The sequence below is a fragment of the Arthrobacter sp. UKPF54-2 genome (assembly GCF_007858535.1).
Lineage (GTDB): Bacteria > Actinomycetota > Actinomycetes > Actinomycetales > Micrococcaceae > Arthrobacter.
The window spans coordinates 173693-198206 of sequence record NZ_CP040174.1 but is presented as its reverse complement, the minus strand read 5'-3'; the positions used below and the strand labels follow the sequence as shown (position 1 = coordinate 198206).

16 protein-coding genes and 1 tRNA gene are annotated in these 24514 nt (G+C 70.3%); 13 read left to right on the top strand and 4 right to left on the bottom strand.

The genetic code is table 11. From position 1 onward, the window contains the following. The first annotated feature begins 182 nt into the window (after positions 1-182). Positions 183-1682, top strand: a complete 1500-nt coding sequence (locus E7Y32_RS00820) for an NAD-dependent succinate-semialdehyde dehydrogenase (protein ID WP_146335388.1) — start codon at positions 183-185, stop codon at positions 1680-1682. Here the strand turns inward: E7Y32_RS00820 and E7Y32_RS00815 are convergent. From E7Y32_RS00815 to E7Y32_RS00805, 3 genes are read right to left on the bottom strand one after another with little or no spacing between them, the layout of a single operon-like run. Beyond that, positions 1679-4219 carry a DUF3488 and transglutaminase-like domain-containing protein gene (locus E7Y32_RS00815; RefSeq protein ID WP_146335387.1) on the bottom strand — a complete coding sequence of 847 codons (2541 nt, stop codon included), beginning with the start codon at positions 4217-4219 and terminating at the stop codon, positions 1679-1681. The genes E7Y32_RS00820 and E7Y32_RS00815 overlap by 4 nt on opposite strands. Beyond that, positions 4216-5601: a DUF58 domain-containing protein gene (locus E7Y32_RS00810; RefSeq protein ID WP_146335386.1), complete on the bottom strand. Its 1386-nt coding sequence runs from the start codon at positions 5599-5601 to the stop codon at positions 4216-4218. Before E7Y32_RS00810 ends, E7Y32_RS00815 begins: the two co-directional genes overlap by 4 nt. Before the next feature lie 15 nt (positions 5602-5616). Then, positions 5617-6822 (bottom strand): MoxR family ATPase, encoded by a 1206-nt coding sequence (locus E7Y32_RS00805; protein WP_146335385.1) that lies wholly within the window; start codon positions 6820-6822, stop codon positions 5617-5619. 162 nt (positions 6823-6984) lie between these two features. Here E7Y32_RS00805 and E7Y32_RS00800 point away from each other — a divergent pair, with 162 nt between their 5' ends. From E7Y32_RS00800 to E7Y32_RS00780, 5 genes are all read left to right on the top strand, one after another. Further along, positions 6985-7917, top strand: a complete 933-nt coding sequence (locus E7Y32_RS00800) for a TatD family hydrolase (RefSeq protein ID WP_146335384.1) — start codon at positions 6985-6987, stop codon at positions 7915-7917. 280 nt (positions 7918-8197) lie between these two features. After that, positions 8198-9373, top strand: coding sequence for a resuscitation-promoting factor (locus E7Y32_RS00795; protein WP_186467014.1), 1176 nt, complete (start codon positions 8198-8200; stop codon positions 9371-9373). 115 nt (positions 9374-9488) lie between these two features. Next, positions 9489-10400 (top strand): 16S rRNA (adenine(1518)-N(6)/adenine(1519)-N(6))-dimethyltransferase RsmA, encoded by a 912-nt coding sequence (rsmA, locus tag E7Y32_RS00790; protein ID WP_395940432.1) that lies wholly within the window; start codon positions 9489-9491, stop codon positions 10398-10400. Between the two features lie 70 nt (positions 10401-10470). Continuing rightward, a complete protein-coding gene (locus tag E7Y32_RS00785) occupies positions 10471-11433 on the top strand; it encodes a 4-(cytidine 5'-diphospho)-2-C-methyl-D-erythritol kinase (RefSeq protein ID WP_146335383.1) in 963 nt (320 codons plus the stop codon). Between the two features lie 80 nt (positions 11434-11513). Continuing rightward, positions 11514-13340: an ABC-F family ATP-binding cassette domain-containing protein gene (locus tag E7Y32_RS00780; protein WP_146335382.1), complete on the top strand. Its 1827-nt coding sequence runs from the start codon at positions 11514-11516 to the stop codon at positions 13338-13340. Positions 13341-13584: 244 nt separating this feature from the next. On the opposite strand, the gene E7Y32_RS00775 is transcribed toward E7Y32_RS00780, so the two are convergent. After that, positions 13585-14184: a TetR/AcrR family transcriptional regulator gene (locus tag E7Y32_RS00775; protein WP_146338076.1), complete on the bottom strand. Its 600-nt coding sequence runs from the start codon at positions 14182-14184 to the stop codon at positions 13585-13587. A gap of 198 nt (positions 14185-14382) precedes the next feature. On the opposite strand from E7Y32_RS00775, the gene E7Y32_RS00770 reads away from it, so the two are divergent. The 7 genes from E7Y32_RS00770 (at position 14383) to E7Y32_RS00740 (ending at position 24291) form a co-directional block, all read left to right on the top strand. After that, positions 14383-14454 (top strand) — tRNA-Gln (locus tag E7Y32_RS00770). A gap of 200 nt (positions 14455-14654) precedes the next feature. Then, on the top strand, positions 14655-16145 hold the full coding sequence (gene glmU / locus E7Y32_RS00765) for a bifunctional UDP-N-acetylglucosamine diphosphorylase/glucosamine-1-phosphate N-acetyltransferase GlmU (RefSeq protein ID WP_146335381.1): 1491 nt from the start codon (positions 14655-14657) through the stop codon (positions 16143-16145). A gap of 5 nt (positions 16146-16150) precedes the next feature. Then, complete coding sequence (locus tag E7Y32_RS00760; protein WP_146335380.1) at positions 16151-17131, top strand: ribose-phosphate diphosphokinase; 981 nt, start codon at positions 16151-16153, stop codon at positions 17129-17131. A 224-nt stretch (positions 17132-17355) separates the two neighbouring features. Then, positions 17356-17985 (top strand): 50S ribosomal protein L25/general stress protein Ctc, encoded by a 630-nt coding sequence (locus tag E7Y32_RS00755; RefSeq protein ID WP_146335379.1) that lies wholly within the window; start codon positions 17356-17358, stop codon positions 17983-17985. 110 nt (positions 17986-18095) lie between these two features. Then, positions 18096-18683, top strand: coding sequence for an aminoacyl-tRNA hydrolase (gene pth / locus E7Y32_RS00750; RefSeq protein ID WP_146335378.1), 588 nt, complete (start codon positions 18096-18098; stop codon positions 18681-18683). Positions 18684-18902: 219 nt separating this feature from the next. Further along, positions 18903-21587 carry a LuxR C-terminal-related transcriptional regulator gene (locus tag E7Y32_RS00745; RefSeq protein WP_261382494.1) on the top strand — a complete coding sequence of 895 codons (2685 nt, stop codon included), beginning with the start codon at positions 18903-18905 and terminating at the stop codon, positions 21585-21587. Next, complete coding sequence (locus E7Y32_RS00740; protein ID WP_186467013.1) at positions 21574-24291, top strand: LuxR family transcriptional regulator; 2718 nt, start codon at positions 21574-21576, stop codon at positions 24289-24291. Before E7Y32_RS00745 ends, E7Y32_RS00740 begins: the two co-directional genes overlap by 14 nt. The last annotated feature ends 223 nt before the right edge of the window (positions 24292-24514 follow it).

Sequence of the window (24514 nt, the reverse complement as noted above, 5' to 3'; positions counted from 1 at the left end):
TCCGCCGCGGGGCCGGCTCCGGCCTTGTGCAGCTGCACAGCGAAACCGGCATGCGCTAGTGCGCGGACGCGTAGACACTGCGGAGAATCGGGCAGTACCGTGGCAGTAGTCCGGGCCTGCGGCGCCAAGCCGCCGCGGGCCGCTCAGAAAGTTCCGAACCCATTGCTGACGAGGGAGTCATTGTGACTGTAACTGCCCAGCCCACTGTTACCGCGGAGCGCGAAGCCGCACTGCTGGCCTCCGTGCCCACCGGCCTGCTCATTGACGGACAGTGGCGTCCGGCCGCGTCCGGCAAGACGTTCGACGTCGAGGACCCCGCCACCGGCAAGGTGCTGCTGAGCCTGGCGGACGCCGGGCCCGAGGACGGCGCCGCCGCCCTCGACGCGGCCGCCGCCGCGCAGGAGTCCTGGGCCAAGGTCCCGCCGCGGGAGCGCGGGGAAATCCTGCGCCGCGCCTTCGACCTCGTCACCGAACGGGCCGATGACTTCGCCCTGCTGATGACCCTGGAGATGGGCAAGCCGCTGGCCGAGGCCCGCGGCGAGGTCACCTACGGCGCGGAGTTCCTGCGCTGGTTCTCCGAGGAAGCCGTCCGTGCCTTCGGCCGCTACTCGGTGTCCCCGGACGGCAAGTCCCGCTTGCTGGTGACCAAAAAGCCGGTGGGCCCCTGCCTGCTGATCACGCCCTGGAACTTCCCGCTGGCCATGGCCACCCGCAAGATCGCCCCCGCCGTCGCGGCCGGCTGCACCATGGTGCTGAAGTCAGCGAACCTCACCCCGCTGACCTCGCAGCTTTTCGCCGCCGTGATGCTCAAAGCGGGCCTGCCCGCCGGCGTGCTGAACGTGATCCCCACCTCCACCGCCGGCGCCACCACCGGGCCGCTGATCAAGGACGCCCGGCTGCGCAAGCTCTCCTTCACCGGTTCCACCGAGGTCGGCCGGCGGCTGCTCGCCGACGCGTCCGAGACGGTGCTGCGGACCTCGATGGAGCTCGGCGGCAACGCCCCGTTCGTGGTGTTCGAGGACGCCGACGTCGACGCCGCCGTGGCCGGGGCGATGCTGGCGAAGCTGCGCAACATGGGCGAGGCCTGCACCGCGGCCAACCGGTTTATTGTGCACGAGTCCGTGGCCGGTGAGTTCGCGGAGAAGTTCGCCGCGAAGATGAAGGAGATGACCACGGCCCGCGGCACCGAGGCGGAGTCCAAGGTCGGCCCGCTGATCGACGCGAAGAGCCGCGACAAGGTCCACGAACTGGTCACCGACGCGGTCTCGGCCGGCGCGGTTGCCGTGCTGGGCGGCGCCGCCGTCGAGGGCCCCGGCTACTTCTACCAGCCCACAATCCTCACCGGCGTCACCGAGGGCACCCGGATCCTGTCCGAGGAGATCTTCGGCCCGGTCGCCCCGATCATTACCTTCGACACCGAGGACGAGGCCGTCCGGCTCGCGAACAACACCGAGTACGGCCTGGTGGCGTACGTCTTCACAAAGGACCTGAACCGGGGCATCCGGATGGGCGAGCGGCTCGAGACCGGCATGCTGGGCCTGAACGCCGGTGTGGTGTCCAACGCGGCGGCACCGTTCGGCGGGGTCAAGCAGTCCGGACTGGGCCGCGAGGGCGGCCTCGAAGGCATCGAGGAGTACCTCTACACCCAGTACATCGGGATCGCCGACCCCTACGCCGGCTAGCCGCGGCGGAGCCGGCGGGCGGCGTCGCGGATCCTGGACCAGGCCACCGCGGCGGCCCGCCCGGCGCCCCGCGCCGGCCCCGAAACCGCGCGCAGCGGCGTCGACGCCCGGCGCCGCCAGCGGGCCAGCAGTGAGGGCGGGAGCCAGGTGGCGCGCAGCCGCGTCCACCACGACGCGTTTGCCCGGAGGGACTCCCGGACCCGGGCAATCCGGTCCGCGGCGCCGGCGTCGGCGGGCGCAGGCGCCGCGCCGGGGCGGCCGTACTGCTGACGTTCAAAGTCGTCGGTCAGTCCGGCCACGGCGGCCCGCGCGCCCGCGTCCGCGCCGCCCGACTCCTCCGCCCCGCCCGGCCTGTCCGGCCGGCCCGCTTCGTCCATGCCGCCGAGCGCGGCGGATCCGCTCAACCGTGCGGCGAAATGCCGCGGCGTCTCGCTCCCGCGCGGCGGGACGCGGAAGTCCGTGGCCAGGTCCTGCAGCTCCGCCCAGGCCGGGGCAGCGCTCCCGCCGGCCGCCCCTGCCATCCGGAGCCGGCGCTGCCGGAGGCCGCGGCGGGCCAGTGCCGGGCTGGCGAGCAGCAGCATCGCCAGCAGCAGCCCGCCGGCACCGTAGAGCAGCGGGGCTAACCGGTTCCCGGACCCGGCCTCACCGCCTGGGCCGGGCAGCGGCAGCGGGGCCGGAGCCGGGGCGGCGGTGGGTTTGGGGTCGCCCGTGGGGAACAGGCCGTCATTGTTCTCGTTGGTGCTGGCGCCGCTGGGCGCGGCCGGCTCGATGGCATACGCGGGCACCACCCCGCGCGAGGGCGTCGGCTCGAACGCCACCCACCCGACGCCCTGGAAGTACAGCTCCGGCCAAGCGTGCGCGTCGCGGGCATCAACCTCGTACTCCGGCAGCGCCCCCTGGCCCGCGATCGACACCGTCGCCCCGGTGGCACGGCCCGGCGCGTAGCCGACGGCGATCCGGCTCGGGATGCCCTCCAGCCGTGCCATCACGGCCATGGCCGAGGCGAAGTGGATGCAGTAGCCGCTCTTGGCGGCCAGGAAGTCCGCCAGCACGGACAGCCCGTTGCCGTCGTAGCCTCCCTGGACGGGGGACTGCAGCGAATAGCGGAACTCCACGGACCGCAGATACTTCTGGATCGCCATCGCCTTGGCGTAGCTGGTGCCGCTCCCGGCCGTAACCCTGTCCGCGGTCTGGCGAACAATCTGCGGGACGTTGCCGGGAACCCGGGTGAAGGTGTCCGCAATGCCGCGCACCGGGGCCGAGGACTGCGCCAGGGTGGCGGGCGTCAGCTTCGGCGCCACGGACGTCACCACGTACTGCTGGTTGCGGGAGTTCAGGTCCACACCCTTGATGCTCAGCGTGGCCGGGTCCCAGCTCCACCGGCCGGTCAGTCCGTTGACCGCCTCCGGCGCGTAGGGGACCGGCAGGTACGGGCTGGTGAACTGGCCTGCATTAACGGCCGTGACCACCCGGACCTGCTCCTCGACGGTCGAGTCGACCCCCGGGTCGATCCTTCCGGTGCCCACCCTGCGGCTGGCGTCCCGGTCATCCGGCGACCAGGAATCGCCGTCGAAGCTGTCCACGGTGACCGAGCGCAGGTAGGGGGCGGTGGCGGCGTTCGTGGCGTAGGTGATCCGGCCGGTGCCGGTGGGGCTGCGCAGGCTGTTGCCCAGGCTGATCATGGGGTTCAGGCCGTTGGCGGTGCCCCAGGGATTCAGCCGGGAGCCCTCCGGGAAGATTCCCTGGTCAAATCCCGGGACTACCAGCTGCAGCAGCAGCGTCAGGGCCAGCGCCATCGCCCCGGTCAGGGTGGCGCGCCGGAGCTGTCCCGGGTTGCGCGCCGTATCCGTGCGCGCCCCGGACCCCGGATGGAACCAGTGGCTGCAGGCCAGGATCATCAGGTAGCCGACCGCCGCCCCGGTGAAACCCAGCCAACCGACACTCTGCGGCTTGACCATCGCGGGGACCACCAAAATGGCCAGGATTCCGAGCCCGCTGGTCGCCGGCAACGAGAGCGGCAGGGCGAGCGCGTCGATCAGGATGACCAGCAGGCCCAGGACGCCGCAGACCAGCATCACAATGCCGGCGTTGGGTGCCACCGGGGTGCTCTCGGCCAGGACGGTCTCGCTGGCCCGCCGCAGAAAGCGCTGCAGTTGGGCCAGGGTGTCGCCGGAAGGGATAATGCCGGCGATGCTGTGCTGCCGGAAAAAGGTGAAGGTCAGGACCAGGGCCAGGGCCAGGAACCCGCCGGCTCCGACCAGGACGCCGCGCAGCCGGAGGGCCCGGAGCGCCGCCAGCGTCATGGCAACGGTGAAGACCGTGGTGAGCACCGCCGGGAACCACGCCCAGCCGCGCAGCACACCGTTCAGTCCCAGCGCCGCCCCGGCCACCGCCACCGCGACGGCGAGGCCCATCGCCCACGGTTCGACGACGGCCAGGTTCGGCCCGCCGCCGCCCCCCGGTGCGGGCCCGGGGCGCGGCCCGGCGTCGGACGCGGGGCTCCCGGCGGCCGGAGTGCGCTGCGGTGTCAGGGTCATCGCCGGCCTCCCGCCCCGCGGCGCACATCGGCGGCCGCCGCAAGCCCCGGGGTTCCACCCTGGTCGAAGGCCGACCAGGCGGCCGCCAGCGGAGTGGCCGCCGTAACGGCAACGGCCCGCCAACCGCCGCGGCGCAGGGTCTCCAGTACCGGGCCGGCGTCCGCCGCGCGGTCGGTGATGACCAAGGCGAAGGCATTCGCGCCGAACCCTGCCGCCGGGGCAAGGGCCGCCGCCTCGGCCGCCGAGAGCCGCCCCAGGACCGCCAGGATGGGCCCGCGCAGCCGGTGCGCCGAGAGCTTGTCCATGAGCCGGTCATCGAACGGCTGCGGTCCGGCGTCGGCGCCCGGGTGGCGCGGCCCGGTGAGCCCGATCGCCGCCAGGCTCTCCGCAATGGACTGCAGCCCGCCGGCGCCGGAGTACTCGTCGGCTTCCGGTTCGGGCGCCGAGGGCGAATGCAGGAACGCCGGCTCGCCCGCCGGGTCCAGGCACCGCAGCGCATAGTTGCGCTCGCCGAGGTGGGTGCTGATGGACATGGCGGCGGTCACGGCCCACTCGAACGCATCGTTGGTGACGAGTTCGTGCGCGTCGGCCGCGGCACCGCCGGAGATGTAGCCGGCGCCGTGGGAGTACGCCAGGTACCGCTGGTCCAGGATGATGGTGGCCTCGGGGGTGGTGACGGATTCCTCCTGGCGGACCATCAGGGACCCGTGGCGCGCGGTCGCCGCCCAGTGCACACGGCGCATCGGATCACCGTTCCGGTACTCACGGGTCATCACGTCGTCGTCGCTGGGGTTGGCGCGGATCCGCGTCGCGGTGACACCGTCGTGGCCGCGTGCGCCGGCCAGCCCGGTTTCGGGCAGGTCGACCGCTGCCGGGGTGACGGTCAGGACGTCGCCGGCGTCGATCGCGTGCCGGTGGACGGAAAGCCCGAAGGGGTCGCTGAACTCGGCCGTCACCGGTCCGATCAGGAACTGGCCGCGCTTCGCACTCCGCAGCTGGTATTCGTAGCGGCTGGACCCGGCGGTGGCGGTCCGCGCCGGGAACCGGAAGACCGGGGACTGTCCGAACCGGGACGGCAGCTGCTCCTCCATCAGGGCGTGGCCGGTCCCGGGGCCGGTGCGGGCCACCGCCAGGCGGACCGTGGTGGTGGCGGAGGTTTCGACCGGGGAGGGATTGAACTCCCGGTAGACCTGGAACCGGGGCTTGAGCACCCGGGTCCCGGCGAGGGACAGCAGCGGCAGGACCAGCAGCAGCAGGGCCAGCGCCAGCAGGTCGCGGCGCCCCATCACCTGGGCGGCCAGCAGGGACACGGTTCCCGTGCCGAGCAGGCCCCAGCCGCGCGTGCTGAAGATGTGCCTCGGAAACCGGTCCAGCAACGCCACGCCCGCGACAGCCCCTTAGCGGGTGGTGGGGTTCGTGGCGGGCTGCGCGGCGGAGCGGGGACGTCCGTTCCCGTGCCCGGACCGGGCCAGCGCCGGGGCCGCTTCCTGTCCCACGGGCACCTTCGCGAGGATGGCCCGGATGACGCTCTGCGGCGTCTCGCCGGTGCTGGCCGCCTTGCGGTCCAGGATGATCCGGTGCGCCAGCACCGCTTCCGCGACGCTCACGACGTCGTCCGGCAGCACAAAATCCCGGCCCGCCAGCGCGGCGGTGGCCTTCGCGGCGCGCAACAGCTGCAGCATCGACCGGGGGCTGGCGCCGAGCCGGAGCATGGAGCTCTCCCTCGTGGCGCGGCCCACGGCAACCGTGTACTCCTTGATCGACTGGGAGACGTACACCTGCTGGACGGTGGCGATCATGGACGCCACCTCATCCGCGGTCACCACGGCCGTCACCCGGGCGAGCGGGGAGGTGGCCTGGTGGGTTTCCAGCATCTCCATCTCGGAGTCCTTGTCCGGGTAGCCCATTGAAATGCGGGCCATAAAACGGTCGCGCTGCGCCTCCGGAAGCGGGTAGGTGCCTTCCATCTCGATCGGGTTCTGGGTGGCCACCACCATAAAGGGCTCGTCCAGCTTGTAGGAGTTTCCGTCCACCGTGACCTGGTGTTCCTCCATGCACTCCAGCAGGGCCGACTGGGTCTTGGCGGAGGCGCGGTTGATCTCATCGCCGATCACGATATTCGCGAACACCGCGCCCGGCCGGAATTCGAACATCCGGGACGCCTGGTTGTAGATGGAGACGCCGGTGACGTCGGAGGGCAGCAGGTCAGGGGTGAACTGGATCCGGCTGACCGAGCAGTCAATGGTGCGGGCCAGGGTTTTTGCCAGCAGGGTCTTGCCCACGCCCGGCACGTCCTCGAGCAGCAGGTGGCCCTGGCCAAGGAGTACGGTCAGCGCCAGCTTGGCCGCCTCGGCCTTGCCGTCGATGACCGTGTTGATGGCGCGCAGGATGCGCTCGCTGGCGGCGTGGAAGGCCTCGGCCTCCATGGCGGCCGGGAGTGCCGGCGCCGGCTGCCGGCGGCTTCCCTTGCCGTTGCCGTTGGCGCTCGGGGCCCCGGTGCCGCCCGCGCTTCCGGACCCGGACCCGGACCCGGCCGGCTCGTGCGGGAAGCCCTGCCGTTCGGGCAGCGCTTCGTCTACGGAGGTGCGTCGGTGGTAGTCCATCGGCAGCCTTTCAGCCCTGGTGCGGCCCGGGCGGAGCGGCAACGTCTGCCGGGAACCCCATCTCGTGCACGCCTGTATTCCTAACAGCGTACTAACACAACTGACGATGCAGACAGAGAGTTCCGGGTAAATCTCCGCGCACCCCGCGGCTAGGCTGGAAGAATGTGCAATCCGCTGACTCCCGCCCCCTTCCGTGCGACCGGCACTGACGCGGCCGACGGCGGCCCTTCCGGAACCGGCCCGTCCGGCCGGAAAGGGTACCCGCCGGCGCCGGAGCCGCTGCCCGTGCCGGTGATGGACAACCACACGCACCTGGACTTCCCGGGCGCCGACTACTCCCAGGGGGGTCCGGCCGTCAGTATCAAGGACGCCCTCGATGCCGCGGAGGCCGTGGGGGTCCAGGGCGCCGTCCAGGTGGGCTGCGACCTTGAATCCTCCCGGTTCACCGTGCAGGCGGTGGAGCAGGACTCCCGGCTGCTCGGTGCCGTCGCGCTGCACCCCAACGACGCCCCTGCCTACGCCGCCCGCGGCGAGCTGGAGGAGGCCCTCGCCGAAATCGAGGCCCTCGCCGCCCACCCGCGGATCAGGGCCATCGGCGAGACCGGCCTGGATTTCTTCCGCACCGAAGGGGAGGGGCTGGCGCAGCAGCGGTACTCGTTCCGGCGTCACATTGACATCGCCAAGCGGCTCGGCCTGGCGCTGCAGATCCATGACCGCGACGCCCATAACGACGTCGTGCAGGTGCTTCGCGAAGAGGGGCCGCCGGAGCGGGTGGTTTTCCACTGCTTCTCCGGCGGCGAGGACCTGGCCCGCACCTGCAACAGCGAGGGCTGGTACATGTCCTTCGCCGGGACGGTGACGTTCAAAAACGCGGCGGACCTGCGGGCGGCGCTGGCCATCGCGGACCCCGGCCGGCTGCTGGTGGAGACGGACGCCCCGTTCCTCACCCCGCACCCGCACCGGGGCAGGCCCAACGCCAGCTACATGGTTCCCTATACGGTCCGGGCGATGGCCGAATTGACAGGCCGGGAGCTCTCCGGGCTGTGTGCCCGGCTGGCCGAAAACACCCTGCAGGCGTACGGATCCTGGGACTAAATCCATCCCCCGGCGTCACTCTGGCAACATACCGAGTATGCACAAAATCTTGGTTGGTTTATAACGCTACGGTTACAGTGGTCAACTATTAGCCGGGGTCGGGGAAGGCCTTCGGATAATTTCACTCCCTCCGGGCGCGCACCGCGGTAAACAATCCACGTGTGCGCTCTCGTTTGGGGGTGTGGCGGTGCCCGCGTTTTCCGCAAATATCCGGACCTGTCCGGAGCTGCCCTGGGGGTGTTTGCGCAGGGGAGGCGTGGGTGCTTATCCCCGTGCCCGGATGGTCCAAAAGATATGGGCAATCGTGGTCAAGTTCTTCACATCGGACGGCAAGGTCAGTTTCGTCAAGGTCGGCGCGCAGCTGGTGGTGCTTGTGGCACTCGTGCTGGGCCTGGTCGCCTTCGTTGGCAACAACAAGACGGTCACCCTGAACGTCGACGGCAAAGTGAGCTCCGTCCAGACCTTCGGCGGCACCGTCGGCCAGGTCGTCCGGGGCGCCAAAGTGGAACTGCAGTCCGCCGACAAGGTCTCGCCCTCGGCTGAGTCCCATGTGCAGGACGGATCCGTCATCAACGTCAACCTCGCCAAGGCCGTGAAGGTCAGCGTGGACGGCGCCGAGCGGACCATCAACACCACCGCGCCCACCGTGGAGTCCCTGGTGAGCGAACTCGGCGTCGCCGGCGCCTCGGAAGTTTCCGCCCCCAAGGACGCGCAGCTCGCCGTCTCCGGATCCTTCGTCAGCATCTCGACGCCGAAGTCCGTGACCATCGTCGCCGACGGCAAGGCAACCCAGACCACCACCACCTCCGCCACCGTCGGGAACCTGCTCGCCGACGCCGGCATCAAGCTCGGCGCCAGCGACCGCACCTCGCAGCCGGCCAACGCCCCCGTGGTCAACAACATGGTGGTCAAGGTGTCCCGGGTCGACGCCACCAAAACCGCGGATGCCACCGAGGCCATCCCGTTCGAGACCCTCACCACCGAAGACGCGGCCATGCTCAAGGGTGAGAAGAAGGTTACCCAGGCCGGTGCCGCCGGAAGCATCAGCAAGAGCTTTAAGCTGGTGCTGGTGGACGGCCGCGAAGCCTCCCGGACCCTGGTTTCCCAGAACATCACCCTCCAGCCGGTGACCGAGAAGGTCACGGTCGGCACGAAGGAGAAGCCCAAGGCTGAAGCCGCCGCCAATACCGGCGCCGCGGCCCCGGCCATGATGAACGAAGCCATGTGGGACAAGATCGCCCAGTGCGAGTCCGGCGGCAACTGGTCCATCAACAGCGGCAACGGCTACTACGGCGGCCTGCAGTTCGACATCCGCACCTGGGTGGGCTCCGGCGGCGGCGCGTACGCCCCCAACGCCAGCCAGGCCACCAAGGCCCAGCAGATCGACATCGCCAACCGCGTCTACGCCCAGCGTGGCCTGCAGCCCTGGGGCTGCGGCTGGGCGGCGTCCCGCTAGCGCACCCCCGCGGCACCTGACCCGCGCAGCGCAGGACAGCAGTCAACTGGCGAAGGCCGGTCCCGGACCCCCGGGACCGGCCTTCGCCGTAGCTGCCGCGGGATAGGATACCTAGGTGACTGAACCGACCCCCTCCGCCGCCGTCGAGCCCGCCGGGAAGCTGACCCCCGGCGCCCCCGCACCCCTCCTGGGCGCCTCCGACATCCGCAGGCTGGCCGAGGAAATCGGCGTCCGCCCCACCAAAACGCTGGGCCAGAACTTCGTGATCGACGGCAACACCATCCGGCGCATCGTCGCCGCGGCGGACATCGGCGCGGAGGAAACGGTCCTCGAGGTCGGGCCGGGCCTCGGCTCCCTGACGCTGGGCCTGCTGGACGCCGCGAAGGCCGTCGTCGCCGTCGAGATCGACCCGGTGCTGGCGGGCAAGCTCCCCGCCACGGTCAGCCGGTGGCGGCCCGACGCCGGGGACAACTTCCATCTTGTCCTCGCCGACGCGATGAAGGTCACCGAACTGCCGGTGCAGCCGACGGCGCTGGTCGCCAACCTGCCCTACAACGTCGCCGTCCCTGTCGTCCTGCACCTGCTGCAGCACTTCCCGAGCCTGCGGCACGGCCTTGTGATGGTCCAGGACGAAGTTGCCGACCGTCTGGCTGCGCCCCCGGGCTCCAAGACCTACGGCGTCCCCTCGGTCAAGGCCGCCTGGTACAGCGGCATGCGCAAGGCCGGTGTGATCGGGATGAACGTCTTCTGGCCGGCGCCAAAAATCCACTCCGGGCTCGTCGCCTTCACCCGCCGGGAACCGCCAGCCACCACCGCCACCCGCGAAGAAGTTTTCGCCGTCATCGACGCGGCCTTCGCCCAGCGGCGCAAGACCCTCCGGGCCGCCTTGGCCGGCTGGGCCGGCAGCGCCGCCGAAGCCGAACGCTGCCTCCGGGCCGCCGGCGTCGATCCCACCGCCCGCGGCGAAGTGCTCGACATTGCCGCCTTTGCCCGGATCGCCGAGGCGCACGCCCGGCCCGCCTCCTGAGCGCAGTCCCCGCCGCCGGAGCTGCCGGCCCTGCTTGGAGCCACGGGTCGCCATGCCATAGCGTGGAGCCATGAACGCAGTGAGAGGGCGCTTTTCCGCGAGGACCGTCCGGGTCAAGGCACCCGGCAAGGTCAACGTCTCACTGGACGTCGGGCCGTTGCGCGCCGACGGCTACCACTCGGTGGCCAGCGTTTACCTGGCGGTCTCGCTCTACGAGGAAGTCGCGGCCACCAGCACGGACACCCCCGGGATCACTGTCAGTATCAGCCCGGCCAGCACCCTGGACCTCGACGGCGTCGACATCCCGCTCGACGAGCGCAACCTCGCCCACAAGGCGGCCGCCATCATGGCCGACGTCTCGGAGCACTCCACCGGCGTCCACCTGGAGATCACCAAACGCGTGCCGGTCGCCGGCGGCATGGGTGGCGGATCGGCCGATGCCGCGGCCACCCTGCTGGCCTGCGACGCGCTCTGGAACAGCGGGCTCTCGCGCGACGAACTGGCCCACCTGGCTGCCGAACTCGGCGCCGACGTGCCGTTCGCACTGCTCGGAGGCACCGCCGTCGGGCTCGGGGTCGGGGATGACCTCTCGCCCGCCCTGGTCAAGGCGCAGACGGACTGGGTCCTCGTCACCGCCGACTTCGGCCTGTCCACCCCGGAGGTGTTCCGCACCCTGGACCGGCTGCGCGCCGCCGAGGGCGTCGAGATCGAGGAGCCCACTTCGGTGGATCCGCGCGTCCTCGCGGCCCTCCGCGGCGGCGACGCCGACGCGCTGAGCCGGGTCCTCGTCAACGACCTGCAGCGCGCCTCAATTGAGCTGGCCCCCGGGCTGCGCGACGTGCTGGGCCTCGGTGAATCCTGCGGTGCGATCGCCGGCCTCGTCTCCGGGTCCGGTCCTACCGTGGCGCTGCTCGCCCACGGCGCGGCGGCCGCCGAGTCACTCGCCGGGGAGCTGCGGCATCACGGCCTGGACGCCCAGGCGGTCCACGGACCGGTGCACGGGGCCCGCATCATCTCCGATACGCTCCTTTAATAGCTTTCGCCGCAGCGGCGGCACCACCCGGGCCATCAGCGCCCCCAGCTCGACCATTTCATCTAGGAAAGCAGTTCCCCGTGGCACACCTGCTCGGCGGCGAGAACCTCTCGGTCTCGTACGCAACCCGTACAGTCCTCGATGGCATTACCCTCGGCCTTGAAGAGGGCGACCGGATCGGCATGGTGGGCCGCAACGGCGACGGCAAGTCCACCCTCATGCGGCTGCTCGCCATGCGCTCCACCCCGGACTCCGGCCGGGTGACCAAGCGCAGCGAGGTCAACATCGGCTACCTGGACCAGAGCGACGTGCTCGACGGCGACCTCACCGTCGGCGCCGCGATCGTCGGCGACCAGGCCGACTACGAATGGGCCAGCAACCCGCGGATCCGCGAGGTCATGGGCGGCCTGGTCTCCGACGTCGACTGGCACGCCAACGTCCACGCGCTCTCCGGCGGGCAGAAGCGGCGCGTGGCGCTGGCCAAGCTGCTGATCGAGGACCACGACGTCATCATGCTCGACGAACCCACCAACCACCTCGACGTCGAAGGCGTCGCCTGGCTCTCCCGGCACCTGAAGACCCGCTGGCGGCCCAACCAGGGCGCCTTCCTTGTGGTCACCCACGACCGCTGGTTCCTCGATGAAGTCTGCAACAAGACCTGGGAGATCCACGACGGCATCATGGAGCCGTTCGACGGCGGCTACGCCGCCTACGTGCTGGCCCGCGCCGAGCGCGACCGGGCCGCATCCGTGATGGAAGGCAAGCGCCAGCAGCTGGTCAAGAAGGAACTCGCCTGGCTGCGCCGCGGGGCCCCGGCCCGCACGGCCAAGCCCAAGTTCCGGATCGAGGCCGCCAACGCCCTGATCGCCGACGTCCCGGAGCCGCGCGACTCGACGGCGCTGAGCAAGATGGCCACCGCCCGGCTCGGCAAGGACGTCCTGGACCTCGAAAACGTCTCCCTCGACTTCCTCGGCGGCGACGCCGGGCAGAAGCTCTTCGACAACATCACCCTGCGCCTCGCGCCCGGTGAGCGGCTGGGCCTGGTGGGCGTCAACGGCGCCGGCAAGACCACGCTGCTGAAGCTCCTCAACGGCGAAATCCAGCCCAGCTCCGGGAAGGTCAAGCGCGGCAAGACGGTGGTCACCGCGGTCCTCAGCCAGGAGGTCAAAGAGCTCGACGACGTCTCGGACCTGCGCGTCATCGAAGTGATCGAACGCGAAAAACGGTCCTTCAACGTCGGCGGCAAGGAATTCACCGCCGGCCAGCTCGTGGAGCAGCTCGGCTTCACCAACGAGAAGCAGTGGACCCCGGTCAGGGACCTCTCCGGCGGCGAGCGGCGGCGGCTCCAGCTCCTGCGCCTGCTCGTGGGGGAGCCCAACGTGCTGATGCTCGACGAGCCCACCAACGACCTCGACACGGACACCCTCGCCGCCGTCGAAGACGTGCTCGACGGCTGGCCCGGCACCCTTGTCGTGGTCAGCCACGACCGCTACCTGCTCGAACGCGTCACGGACCACCAGATGGCGCTGCTCGGCGACGGCAAGATCCGCGCCCTGCCGCGCGGCGTGGACCAGTACCTGGAACTGCGCGAGGCGGCGCTGGCCGGCTCCACGATCACCGGCGGCGGCAACCCGGTCACGGCCGCAAGCGGCAGCTCCGCCCCGGCCGCCTCCGGCCCCTCCGAGGCCGAGAAGCGCGACGCCCGCAAGGCCAAGAACCGGATCGACCGCCAGCTGGGCAAACTGACCCAGCAGGAGGACAAGATCCACGCCGAGATGGTCAAGAGCACCGCAGACAACGACTTCGACGCCATGGCGGAGCTGAACAAAAAGCTGAAATCCCTGGCCGAAGAACGCGAAGCCCTCGAACTCGAATGGCTCGAGGCCCTCGAAGTCCTCGGCGAATAGCCCCTTCCGCGTGGTTGGGTTGGGTGCCGCAGCCGGCCCTTCCACCTCGCTTAGACACGGCAACTCGGAGCCCTTCGGTCGCTGGGCGACCTCCGGACCCCGAGGCGCTGCGATGCGCTCCTTTCGGAAGGACCGCCTCCGGCGCATGGATCGTCACCCTACAGCGCCAACAGTTTCGGAATGGGGCTGTCGGCAATAGCGGCGAAGGGCCCCTGCGCTGCGAGGGTGACCACGGAGATGAGTCTCAGTCCTCTGTCTTGAGCTCAGGTTCCTTGCTCAGGCCGGTGAGGCCGTTCCAGGCGAGGTTCACCAGGTGCGCGGCCACTTCGCGCTTGTCGGGGGTCCGGCTGTCCTGCCACCACTGGCCGGTCATCGCGACCATCCCCACCAGCATCTGGGCGTACATGGCGCCGTCGGCCGCACTGAAACCGCGGCGGGCGAACTCGTCGGCCAGGATGTACTCGACGCGGGCGGCCACCTGCGAGAGCAGGCTGGAGAACGCGCCCTCGGGCTGCGACGGCGGCGCATCGCGCATCAGGATCCGGAAGCCGTCGGTGCGGTCCTCGATGTAGCCCAGCAGCGCCAGGGCGGCGCGTTCGACCAGGACGCGCGGCTTGGCCTCCGCGGACAGGGCATCGTTGATCGAGCCGAGCAGGATCCGGAATTCGCACTCCACCACCTGGGTGTACAGGCCCTCCTTGGAGCCGAAGTGCTCGTAGATCACCGGCTTCGAAACACCCGCGGCGGAGGCAATCTCCTCGATGGTGGTGCCGTCCAGGCCGCGGAGGGCGAAGAGGCCGCGGCCGACGCCAATCAGCTGGGTGCGGCGCTGCGGGCCGGTCATCCGGGCCCTGGGGATGTGGCCGGGGGACCGCACCGGCCTGCCGGTGAAGTGGTCCGCCCCTCCGGACACGCCTGCGCTGTTGCTCACAGCACCATCATGCCCTACGGGCCCGCCCGCCCCCGGGGCGCCGGGTCGCACGAGCAACATCCTTCGTGGCAGAATTGTCTCTTGTGCCACAGGCTTGACGCCCGGGCACGGTCCGCTCTGGTGTAATGGCAGCACCCCGGCCTTTGGAGCCGTGGAGTATAGGTTCGAGTCCTATGGGCGGAACTGCCGCGGGCGGCCGCGGCCGGAGGAACCTGCCCGGCGTGTGTCCAGTAGGATGAAGAGGATGCCGCGGCCGGAATGTGGTCCGGCTCGGCCGCGCGGAGCCGGCAACGAGGTAGACCACCTGGCTGTCGTCCACGGGCCAACCGAGATCGACCGAGCAGCGGCACTGAGTCAGGCCACTGAGCAAGGAGAGCCCGTACGTGAGCCCCGAGAACACCGGCCCCGCCGCCGTCATTGTCCTAGCTGCAGGTGCCGGTACCCGGATGAAATCCCGTACCCCCAAGATCCTCCACGAAATCGGCGGACGCTCCCTCGTCGGCCACGCGCTGAACGCCGCCCGTTCGCTCCAGCCGCGCGAACTCGCCCTGGTGGTCCGGCACGAACGTGACCAGGTCGCCGCGCACATCGCCGCGCTCGACCCGAAGGCGCTGATCGTCGACCAGGATGAGGTGCCCGGCACCGGGCGCGCCGTCGAAGCCGCCCTCGAGGCCCTCGACGCGCAGCACCCCCAGGCGCAGCTGGCCGGAACCGTCGTCGTGACCTACGGCGACGTGCCCCTGCTCACCGGCGGGCTGCTCGCCGAACTTGTCGCCGCGCACGAGGCGGAGGGCAACGCCGTCACCGTCCTCACCGCCGTCCTCGACGACGCCACCGGCTACGGCCGCATCCTCCGCGCCGACGACGGCACCGTGACCGGTATCCGCGAGCACAAGGACGCCAGCGACGCGGAGCGCGGCATCCGCGAAATCAACTCCGGCATCTACGCCTTCGACGCCGCCGTGCTGCGGGACGCCCTTGCCCACGTCACCACAGACAACGCCCAGGGCGAAAAGTACCTGACCGACGTCCTCGCCCTGGCCCGCGCCGCGGGCGGCCGGGTCGCCGCCGTCGTCACCGAAGACCGCTGGCAGGTCGAAGGCGCCAACGACCGCGTCCAGCTCTCCGCCCTCGGCGCCGAGCACAACCGCCGCACGGTCGAGGCCTGGATGCGCGCCGGCGTCACCGTCGTCGACCCCGCCACCACCTGGATCGACGCCACCGTCACGCTCGACGAGGACGTCCGCCTGCTGCCCAACACCCAGCTGCACGGCGCCACCACGGTGGCGCGCGACGCCGTCGTCGGCCCCGACACCACCCTGACCGACGTCCAGGTGGGGGAGGGCGCCACGGTGATCCGCACCCACGGTTCGGGCTCGCGCATCGGCGCGAACGCCAGCGTCGGCCCCTTCACCTACCTGCGCCCCGGCACCGTCCTGGGCGAAACCGGCAAGATCGGCGCGTTCTACGAGACGAAGAACGTCACGATCGGCCGCGGCTCCAAGCTCTCCCACCTCGGCTACGCCGGCGACGCGGAGATCGGCGAGGACACCAACATCGGCTGCGGGAACATCACGGCCAACTACGACGGCGAGAAGAAGCACCGTACCGTGATCGGTTCCGGCGTCCGCACCGGCTCCAACACCGTGTTCGTCGCCCCCGTCCGGGTCGGCGACGGCGCGTACAGCGGCGCGGGCGCCGTGATCCGCAGCGACGTACCCGCCGGGGCCCTGGCCGTGTCCCTGGCCAAGCAGCGGAACTCCGAGGGCTGGGTCGTGGCGAACCGCCCGGGCTCCCTTTCCGCGGCGCTGGCCGAGGCGGCCGGCGCCACCCCGACATCCTCCACTCCTCCGGCATCGACAGAACAGGGCTAGCAATCATGAGCGAAATTACGGCACACGGCGAGAAGAAGCTGGTACTTGCCGCCGGGCGGGCGCACCCGGAGCTGGCGCGCGAAATCGCCAAGGAGCTGGGCACCGAGCTGCTGCCGCTGGACGCCTACGACTTCGCCAACGGCGAGATCTACGTCCGCGCCGGGGAGAGCGTCCGCGGCACCGACGCCTTCGTCATCCAGGCGCACCCGGCCCCGCTGAACAACTGGCTAATGGAGCAGCTGATCATGATCGATTCGCTCAAGCGGGCCTCCGCCAAGCGCATCACCGTGGTCTCGCCCTTCTACCCCTACGCCCGCCAGGACAAGAAAGGCCGCGGCCGCGAGCCGATCTCCGCGCGTCTGGTCGCCGACCTGTACAAGACGGCCGGCGCCGACCGGATCATGAGCGTTGACCTGCACACCTCGCAGATCCAGGGCTTCTTCGACGGCCCCGTGGACCACCTGATGGCCATCCCGCTCCTCGCCGACTACATCCGCACCCGGGTGGGCTCGGACAACATCACGGTCGTCTCCCCGGACACCGGTCGCGTCCGCGTCGCCGAACAGTGGGCCGAGCGCCTCGGCGGCGCTCCGCTGGCCTTCGTGCACAAGAGCCGCGACCTCACGGTCCCCAACCAGGCGGTCTCCAAGACCGTCGTCGGCCAGATCGAAGGCCGCACCTGCGTGCTGATCGACGACATGATCGACACCGGCGGAACCATCTCCGGCGCCGTCCAGGTGCTCAAGAACGCCGGCGCCAAGGACGTCATCATCGCCGCCACCCATGCGGTGTTCTCCGACCCGGCGTCGCAGCGCCTCGCCGAATCCGGCGCCCGCGAAGTAGTGGTCACCAACACGCTGCCGATCTCCGCGAGCAAGCACTTCCCGCAGCTCACCGTGCTCTCCATCGCGCCGCTGATCGCCCGCGCGATCCGTGAAGTGTTCGACGACGGTTCCGTGACGAGCCTCTTCGACGGCAACGCGTAGCAGCCGCCCGGCCGGGCCCCGTTTTCGCGACGGGGCCCGGCACTGCTAAACTCGATCCGATACCTTGGCGAGGGAGAGCGCCGGCTGTGACAGCCGGACTGCTGGTCTCCGTAATCGACTGGGTCTGAATCTCCCTTCTGAGGGGCGGCCCGGCCGCCCGGCGTTGAAGGTCGCTGACAGACCTCCGCCCTTGCTGAACACCGTTCGTCCCAGAGGAGATTTCCATGGCTGAGCAGAAGCTCGCAGCAGAAGTACGCACCGAATTCGGCAAGGGTTTTGCCCGCCGCGCCCGCATGGCCAACCAGATCCCGGCTGTCATCTACGGCCACGGCGCCGAGCCGATCCACATCACCCTGCCGGCCAAGGCCACCACCCTGGCCGTCCGCACCGCCAACGCCCTGCTGTCCCTGGACATCAACGGTGAAGAGCACCTGGCCCTGGTCAAGGACATCCAGCGCAACCCGATCAAGCAGATCGTTGAGCACCTCGACCTGCTGACCGTCCGCAAGGGCGAAAAGGTCACCGTCGACGTCCCCGTGCACGTCACCGGCGATGTCGCCCCGGGCAACGTGCACAACCTCGAGATGACCACCATCTCGCTCGAGGCCGAGGCAACCCACCTGCCGACCGCCGTCGAGGTCAGCATCGAAGGCCGCGCCGCCGGCGAGCACATCCACGCCTCCGACGTCGTGCTGCCGAAGGGCACCGTCCTGCTGGCCGACGCCGACGCCCTGGTCGTGAACATCTCCGAGGCCGTTGAAATCGCCCTCGAAGAAGAAGAGACCACGGAAGAGGCTGCCCCGGCCGCCGAAGCCGCGGAAGGCGAAGAGTCCTCCGAGGCTGCAGCCGAGTAATTCCGGCGTATTCTCAGGTGGCCGGGTCCCGATGGGGCCCGGCCGCCGTCGTCTCCGCGCCCGCCGCCCTGCCCGACCCCCTGCCCGCCGCCCATGAGAAGGATGGACCCATGACCGACACCTGGCTGATCGTAGGCCTCGGCAATCCGGGCACCGAGTACGCCCACAACCGGCACAACGTCGGCCAGATGGTGCTCGATGAACTCTCGGCCCGGGTCGGCGGCGGTTTCAAGTCGCACAAGTCCCGCGCCCAGGTCCTCGAAGGCAGACTGGGCATCGGCGGCCCGCGGGTGGTGCTGGCCAAGCCGCTGAGTTACATGAATGTCTCCGGCGGCCCGGTCTCCGCGCTGGCGAAGTTCTATGACGTCGACCCCGCCCACGTCATTGCCGTCCACGACGAGATCGACATTCCTTTTAATACGGTCAAACTGAAGATCGGCGGCGGCGAAGGCGGCCACAACGGCCTCCGCGACATCTCCAAGGCGCTGGCCACCAAGGACTACCTGCGGGTCCGCGTCGGGGTGGGCCGGCCGCCGGGCCGGATGGACACCGCCGACTTTGTGCTGCGGGACTTCGCGACGGCGGAGAAGAAGGAACTGCCGTTCCTGATTGACACCGCTGCCGACGCCGTCGAGGCGTTGGTCCGCGACGGGCTGCAGGCCGCCCAGCAGAAGTTCCACCCCGCGAAGGCGACGTAGCAGGCGCCGTCGCTGGTTCCTTTCCAAGCGTCCGCTGTGCCGCTATGATCTGTCTACTCTCTTGTCGGGGGATAGGGTTACGCTACTTCTAGGCGGACGGAGACGGGTTTGCCGTCCGCAAAGCGGTACAAAGGAAACTAGATGTCGAGGGATTCGCTGGGCTGGGGGAATGTTTCCATTACATTGGCGCCCGCCGAAGATCAGCACGCCGCGGGGCCGGTGAACAGACACGCGTGGTCAGGACTGGCCCGCGGCGCAGACGCCGACCGTGTCCGGTCTGCCCTCACCGCGCCCGAGAGCATGGGCGTGGTCATCACCGGGGACCGCGGCGTCGGGAAATCCCTCGTCGGCCGCAGCGCCCTCGCCGGCTTCGGCCCCGACGTCTACAGCCTGCAGCTGCGCACCTCCGGCCCCGGCGCCGCCACCCCCTACGGCTGCCTCGCGTTCACCCTCGCCCGCCTCCCGCAGAGCTCGCTCGGCTCGCCGACGGCGATCCTGCACGGGATCACCTCGCTGATCCGCAACGACGCGGCGGGACGCAAGTGCGTGATCCTGGTGGACAATGCGGGCTCCCTCGACGAGCAAAGCACCGGGGTGCTGCTGAACCTGCTGCAGACCGGCACCGCCCGGCTGATCGCCACCGCGCAGCGCGCCACCGATCTTCCGCCGGACTTCTACTGGCTCATCACCTCCGGGCAGCTCGCCGAGGTCCGGCTCGCCGGCATGACCGAGATCGAAACCCGCGAGGTGCTCCAGGCGGCACTCGGGCACCGGGTGTCGACCGCCCTGGCCACCCAGATGCACGAGCTGGTCGGCGGCAGCCCCACCCTCCTGCAGGCCGTTGTCTCCGAGCAGATCGAACGCGGCAACCTCGTGCTCTCCGGTTCGGTCTGGACCCTTCTCGACGAGGTGGTGCTGGAGGGCAAAACCGCGCTGGAGGACATCGTCAGGGCGCGCTACGCCCGGGAGTCGCCCGAGGCGCGCGAGGTCATCGAGGTTCTCTCCTGCGCCCGCAGCATGTCGCTGTCGCGGCTGGCAAGAATGTACGGGCCGGGACTGATCGCGGACATGGAGGAGGCGGGGCAGATCGTCGTCGACCGCACCGACCGGCACTTCGTGACGCTCGGTGACCGGTACCTGGGCGACATCGTGCGGAACTGGCTCAGCGTGGAACGGCGGCTCGAACTGCGCGACAAGGTCCCCGGCCACCAGGTCCACCAACTCGGGGAACTGACCGTGGAGGACCTGCTCGCCTACGCGGCGTGGACCCACGACTGCCACGCCGAGCTGGCGCCTGCCCACGCACTGGCTGCCGCCCAGGCAGCCGTCCGCCTCTTCGACCCGAAATTCGCGCTCAAATGCGCCGGGAGCATCGCACCGGGCGACAGCGAATGGCCCGGGGGGCAGCTGCAGAAAGCCGCCGCGTACCTGCAGCTGGGCCTGCCGCTGCAGGCGATGTCCGCCCTCGACGACGTCACCGAGGCGCAGATCAATGCCCTCGCCCCCGAGGCCTTTGCCGAGCTGATCGCGGCCAAGGCTGACTGCATGGCCTGGCTGGAGGACCGCAGCGGGAAGGTCCCGGAGCTGATCCGGCAGGCCCGCCTGCGGCTGCAGGAGTTCCGCCGCGAAAAGGCGGACAGTGACCCCGACGCCGACGCCGACGCCGCGGCGCTGGCCCGCGCCGGCCTGTGCCTTGACCTCAGCGAGTTCAACTACCTGTCCTTCATCGGCGACTACGAGCCGATGATGGACCGGCTCGCCGCCGCATCGAGTGCCGATACTGACGCCATCGACCCGGTGCACCGGCTGCGCACCTCGATCATCCTGATGGAGGCCCTGTGCCTGACGGGCAAGGAACTGCAGGCCCGGGCGCTGATGCGGGACATCGGCGGACGGCTTGGTGAATGGGCCAACGTCCCGCGGATCAGGGAGAACTTCGCCTGGCGTTCCTTTAATGTCCTGCTGCTCTCCGGCCAGTGGCGCCAGAGCATCGACATGCTCAAGGACGCGAGCGGCCGCGCCGGGCACGGCCTGCACTCCGGCAGCGCCGCCACCGACCTCGCCGTCGGACTCGCCTACGTGTATGCCGGCCGCGGCTACCTGGCACTGGACCCGCTGCTGGCCGCGATCGCCCAGCTGGAAGTCAGGACCAGCCTGCACGCGCTGCGCCAGGCCTACGCCGCCACCGCCTTTGCCTACGCACAGATGGGGAACTCCGTGCAGGCCACCGTCTACCTGGAGCGTGCCCGGTCCGCGGATGGCCCGGCGCGCTTTGTCGTCAGCAGTTCGGCGGAGTTCTGCATGGACATGGCCTCCCGGTGGCTGGGCGACCCCGACGCGAAGGACCGGCTGGTCCACGCCGCCGAGCGGCACTTCCGGAACGGGCTCTACACCCTGGCCGGCATCAGTATGTTCGGCGCAACCGTCAACGGCACCGTCAAGGACTTCCAGTTCCTGGAGGAGATCGCCGCGCTGCGGGAGGGCCCGCTGGCGGAGCTGTCCCGGGTGGTGGCGGTCGGCAGCCGCAAAAAGGACGCCGTGACCATGCTCGAAGCGGCGGAGCTCGCCGCCGCCCTGGAGCTCGACGCCGTCCAGGCCAGGTGCGCGGCCCTCGCCTTCGATTTTGCCAAGGCCGCAGGGCTGGCCGGCAGCGCCACGGCAGCGCACAGCATGCTGGAATCCTTGTCCGACTCGGTCCCGGCCCTGCCGGTCGTTCCGCGCAACAAGGGTCCGCTGCTGACCGAGCGGGAGCGGCAAATCGCGGCGCTCGCTGGCAACGGGGTTTCCAACAAAGACATCGCCCTGGAAGTGGGCATCTCGGTTCGGACAGTGGAGGGGCACTTGTACCAGGTATTCACGAAGCTCGGAGTGTCCTCGCGGAGTGATCTGCTTGGACTCATCTAGGGTCCGCACAGCCGCAGCCGCAGCGGCAGCCGCTCCCGGCGAAGCCCGGCAGGGTGTCCTGGCCGGACGCTCGGAAGACCTCGCATCCGCGGTGGAGGCACTCCAGGGCGGCACGCACGGGGCCGTGCTGCTGCTCGGTGACCACGGAATCGGCAAATCGCAGCTGATGGAGGCCGTGGCCGAGGAGCTCCGCGGCCAGGTGACCCCGGTGCGTCTGCACGGCAGCCCGGCGCTGAGCCACGTGCCCTACGGCGTGCTCGCGCCGTTCATCGTGGACCTGCCCGTGGAGGACGCCACCTCCCAACTGGCCGTGCTCCGGACCTTTTGGAGCTACCTGGAAGGGCAACGGCGGACAACGCAGAAGCCGCTGCTGCTGATTGTCGACGATGCCCACGACCTGGACGAGGCAACGGCGGGGGTGCTGGTGGAACTCGCCGCCGCCGGCTGGGCCAAGCTGCTGGTGGGCGCGGCGGCCCGCCCTGGCCTGCCCGAGCCACTCCTGCAGCTCTGGTTCGAGGGCATCGCCGAACGCCACGACCTGCGCCCGCTCACCCGGGAGCAAACGACCGAAGCCTTGGCGCACCGGCTCGGGCGCCAGGTCCTGCCCAATGTCGCCGAGGTTCTGTGGGAGGCCTCCGGCGGCAACCCGCTGCTGCTGAGCTGCCTGGTGGACGACGCGATCAGCGACGGCACCCTGCTCCAGCGCAACGGGGTGTGGCTGCTCGCCCGGCCGCTGAACAGCCACGGCGAACGGCTCACCGACGTCGTCCGCCGCCAGCTGCTCCGGCGCCCCGCCGACGAACGCAAGGCACTGAACCTCGTGGCGCTGGCCGAGCCGGTGTCCAAGGCCCTGATCGAGGCCATGGTGGACGAATCCACCGTCGCGGGGCTGGTCGAACAGGAACTCCTCCGCATCTCCGAGGGGTCTGAGCCCGAACTGCGGCTCTGGCACACCGTCTACGGCGACACGCTGCGGAACCTGGTTTCCCCCGCACGCAGCCTGCAGCTCCGCCAGAGCCTGCTGCGGCTGATGGACCGGGAACCCGCCTCGGCCGAGGGGCTCCTGCGGCAGGTGAGCTGGTCGATGGAATGCGGCGTCGAGGTCGAAGACCGCCAGCTGCTCCGGGCCGCGATCCTGGCCGGCAGGCTCTTCGAAGACGAACTTGCCCGCAAGGCGGCCGCGCAGGTCAAGGACCCTGAACTGCAGATCACGGCCCGGGCGGTGATCGCCCGGACGTATTACAACACCTCCAACCACGCGGCGGCACGGGACATCCTGGAGGTGGATTTCGCCAAGGGACGCACCGTGGACAGCCTGCTGACGGGCTCGCTGCTGTGGGCGGCGGTCCTCTCCGCGCTCGGACACACCCCGGCGGACATCATGCAGCGCGCCGAGGCGCTGCTCCGCGCCGGCGAACGGCTGGCCGCGGACAACCCCGCCGACGCCGAGGGCATCCTCGCCGCGACGCGGGAGCGGGTGCGGACCATCCGCGCGATGGTCCTGGCCCTCGCCGGGGACGCGGACGCTGCCGGCGCGGCCGGTCCGGACGAGGGGCAGCCGCCGGCCAGTAACCTCGAGGGGGCCTTCGGGCTGGCGCTGGAAGCGGAACAACTGCTGGTTGCGGGGAAGCCGGAGAGCGCCTACACGGTGGCCGCCGCCGCCCTGCAGGCGGCCGGGACCGAACACGACGAACTGTACTTCCTCTCCGATTTCCTGGTGGTCCGCGCCGTCACGGCGGCGATCCACGGCGGGGACTGGAACGCCGCGGACAGCCTGCTCGAGGGCTTCGTGGCCGGGTTCGGGCCCAGCCTGATCACCTTCGGCGGCGGCGTCCACACCGCCGCCGGGATCGTGCTGCTCTACCAGGGCCGGGCCGCCGAGGCCAAACGCACGCTGCGGGCAGCCCTCGAAGCCCTGCGGCTGGCCGACCCCCAGCAGCTGTTCTCGCTGACCGCCGCGATGGCGTTTGCCGCCGCCGCCGACGCCGGCTTCACGGAAAAGGCCGCCGGGTTCCTGGCGGACTACGAATCCGCCCGCCCGCCCGTCTCCCGCTACCTGCGCGCCCTCGCCGCCATGGCCGTGGTGTACGGCAAGGCCCGGCTCGGCGGCTACCGCCGCGCGGCGGAGGAACTGCAACGGCTCGGAAACCCCGACGGCGACGGCAACACCGCGGGACTGGAGTTCGATTCGCTGACCCTCCGGCTGGCCCTCGGCGACACGGAGGCCGCGGTGCGGCTGCGCGAACTCAAACCAGAACTGGAAGGACGCCGGGCGGGGGCCATCTGCGGGTACGCCGCGGCGATCGGAACCGGGCTCCCCGGCGAGCTGCTCGACGCCGCCAAGACCTGCGAGGAAGCCGAACTGTGGGGCTTCGCAGCGCTGGCGTACGGTGACGCCGCCACTGCCTACCATGCCGCCGGAGACAGCCTGCGGGAGCGGATGGCCGCGGCCCAGCGGCAGCGGTGCCGTGATCGTGCCGACAGCGCTCCCGGGGATGAACCCGCCGGCCAGGACGACACCCTCGGGCTCTTGACCCGCCGGGAACGCGACATCGTGGCGCTGGCGGTCCGGGGCCTGAGCGACCGGCAGATCGCCGCCGATCTGCAGGTCTCCGTCCGCACCGTAGAGGGCCACCTGTACCGCAGCTACGCCAAGCTGAACGTCAAGGGGCGCGAGGAACTCCGCCGGATGGCCGAGGAGTAGGTGTTGCCTGCCCGGCCCCGGCGCACTACGGCCGGGAGCACTCGAAGTCCGTCGGTGACTACTTGGTCCGCGGTCCCGGGAGGCCGGCGGAATCCGAGTACAGCCGCGTAGGCACCCGCGCCGTACCCGCCTGGCAATCGAGTACTACTTACGGATGCCTTCGCCGCGGCCGGTCCCTAGCGTTGACCTATCACTGGTTAAACATTGATTGCGAAGGTCTCTC

Bases quoted from the DNA above. Each gene is read 5' to 3' on its own strand.
- E7Y32_RS00800 (WP_146335384.1), top strand. From the start codon at position 6,985: ATGTGCAATCCGCTGACTCCCGCCCCCTTCCGTGCGACCGGCACTGAC.
- E7Y32_RS00795 (WP_186467014.1), top strand. From the start codon at position 8,198: ATGGTCCAAAAGATATGGGCAATCGTGGTCAAGTTCTTCACATCGGAC.
- E7Y32_RS00815 (WP_146335387.1), bottom strand. From the start codon at position 4,219: ATGACCCTGACACCGCAGCGCACTCCGGCCGCCGGGAGCCCCGCGTCC.
- E7Y32_RS00775 (WP_146338076.1), bottom strand. From the start codon at position 14,184: ATGACCGGCCCGCAGCGCCGCACCCAGCTGATTGGCGTCGGCCGCGGC.
- E7Y32_RS00785 (WP_146335383.1), top strand. From the start codon at position 10,471: ATGAACGCAGTGAGAGGGCGCTTTTCCGCGAGGACCGTCCGGGTCAAG.
- E7Y32_RS00760 (WP_146335380.1), top strand. From the start codon at position 16,151: ATGAGCGAAATTACGGCACACGGCGAGAAGAAGCTGGTACTTGCCGCC.
- E7Y32_RS00805 (WP_146335385.1), bottom strand. From the start codon at position 6,822: ATGGACTACCACCGACGCACCTCCGTAGACGAAGCGCTGCCCGAACGG.
- E7Y32_RS00755 (WP_146335379.1), top strand. From the start codon at position 17,356: ATGGCTGAGCAGAAGCTCGCAGCAGAAGTACGCACCGAATTCGGCAAG.
- pth (WP_146335378.1), top strand. From the start codon at position 18,096: ATGACCGACACCTGGCTGATCGTAGGCCTCGGCAATCCGGGCACCGAG.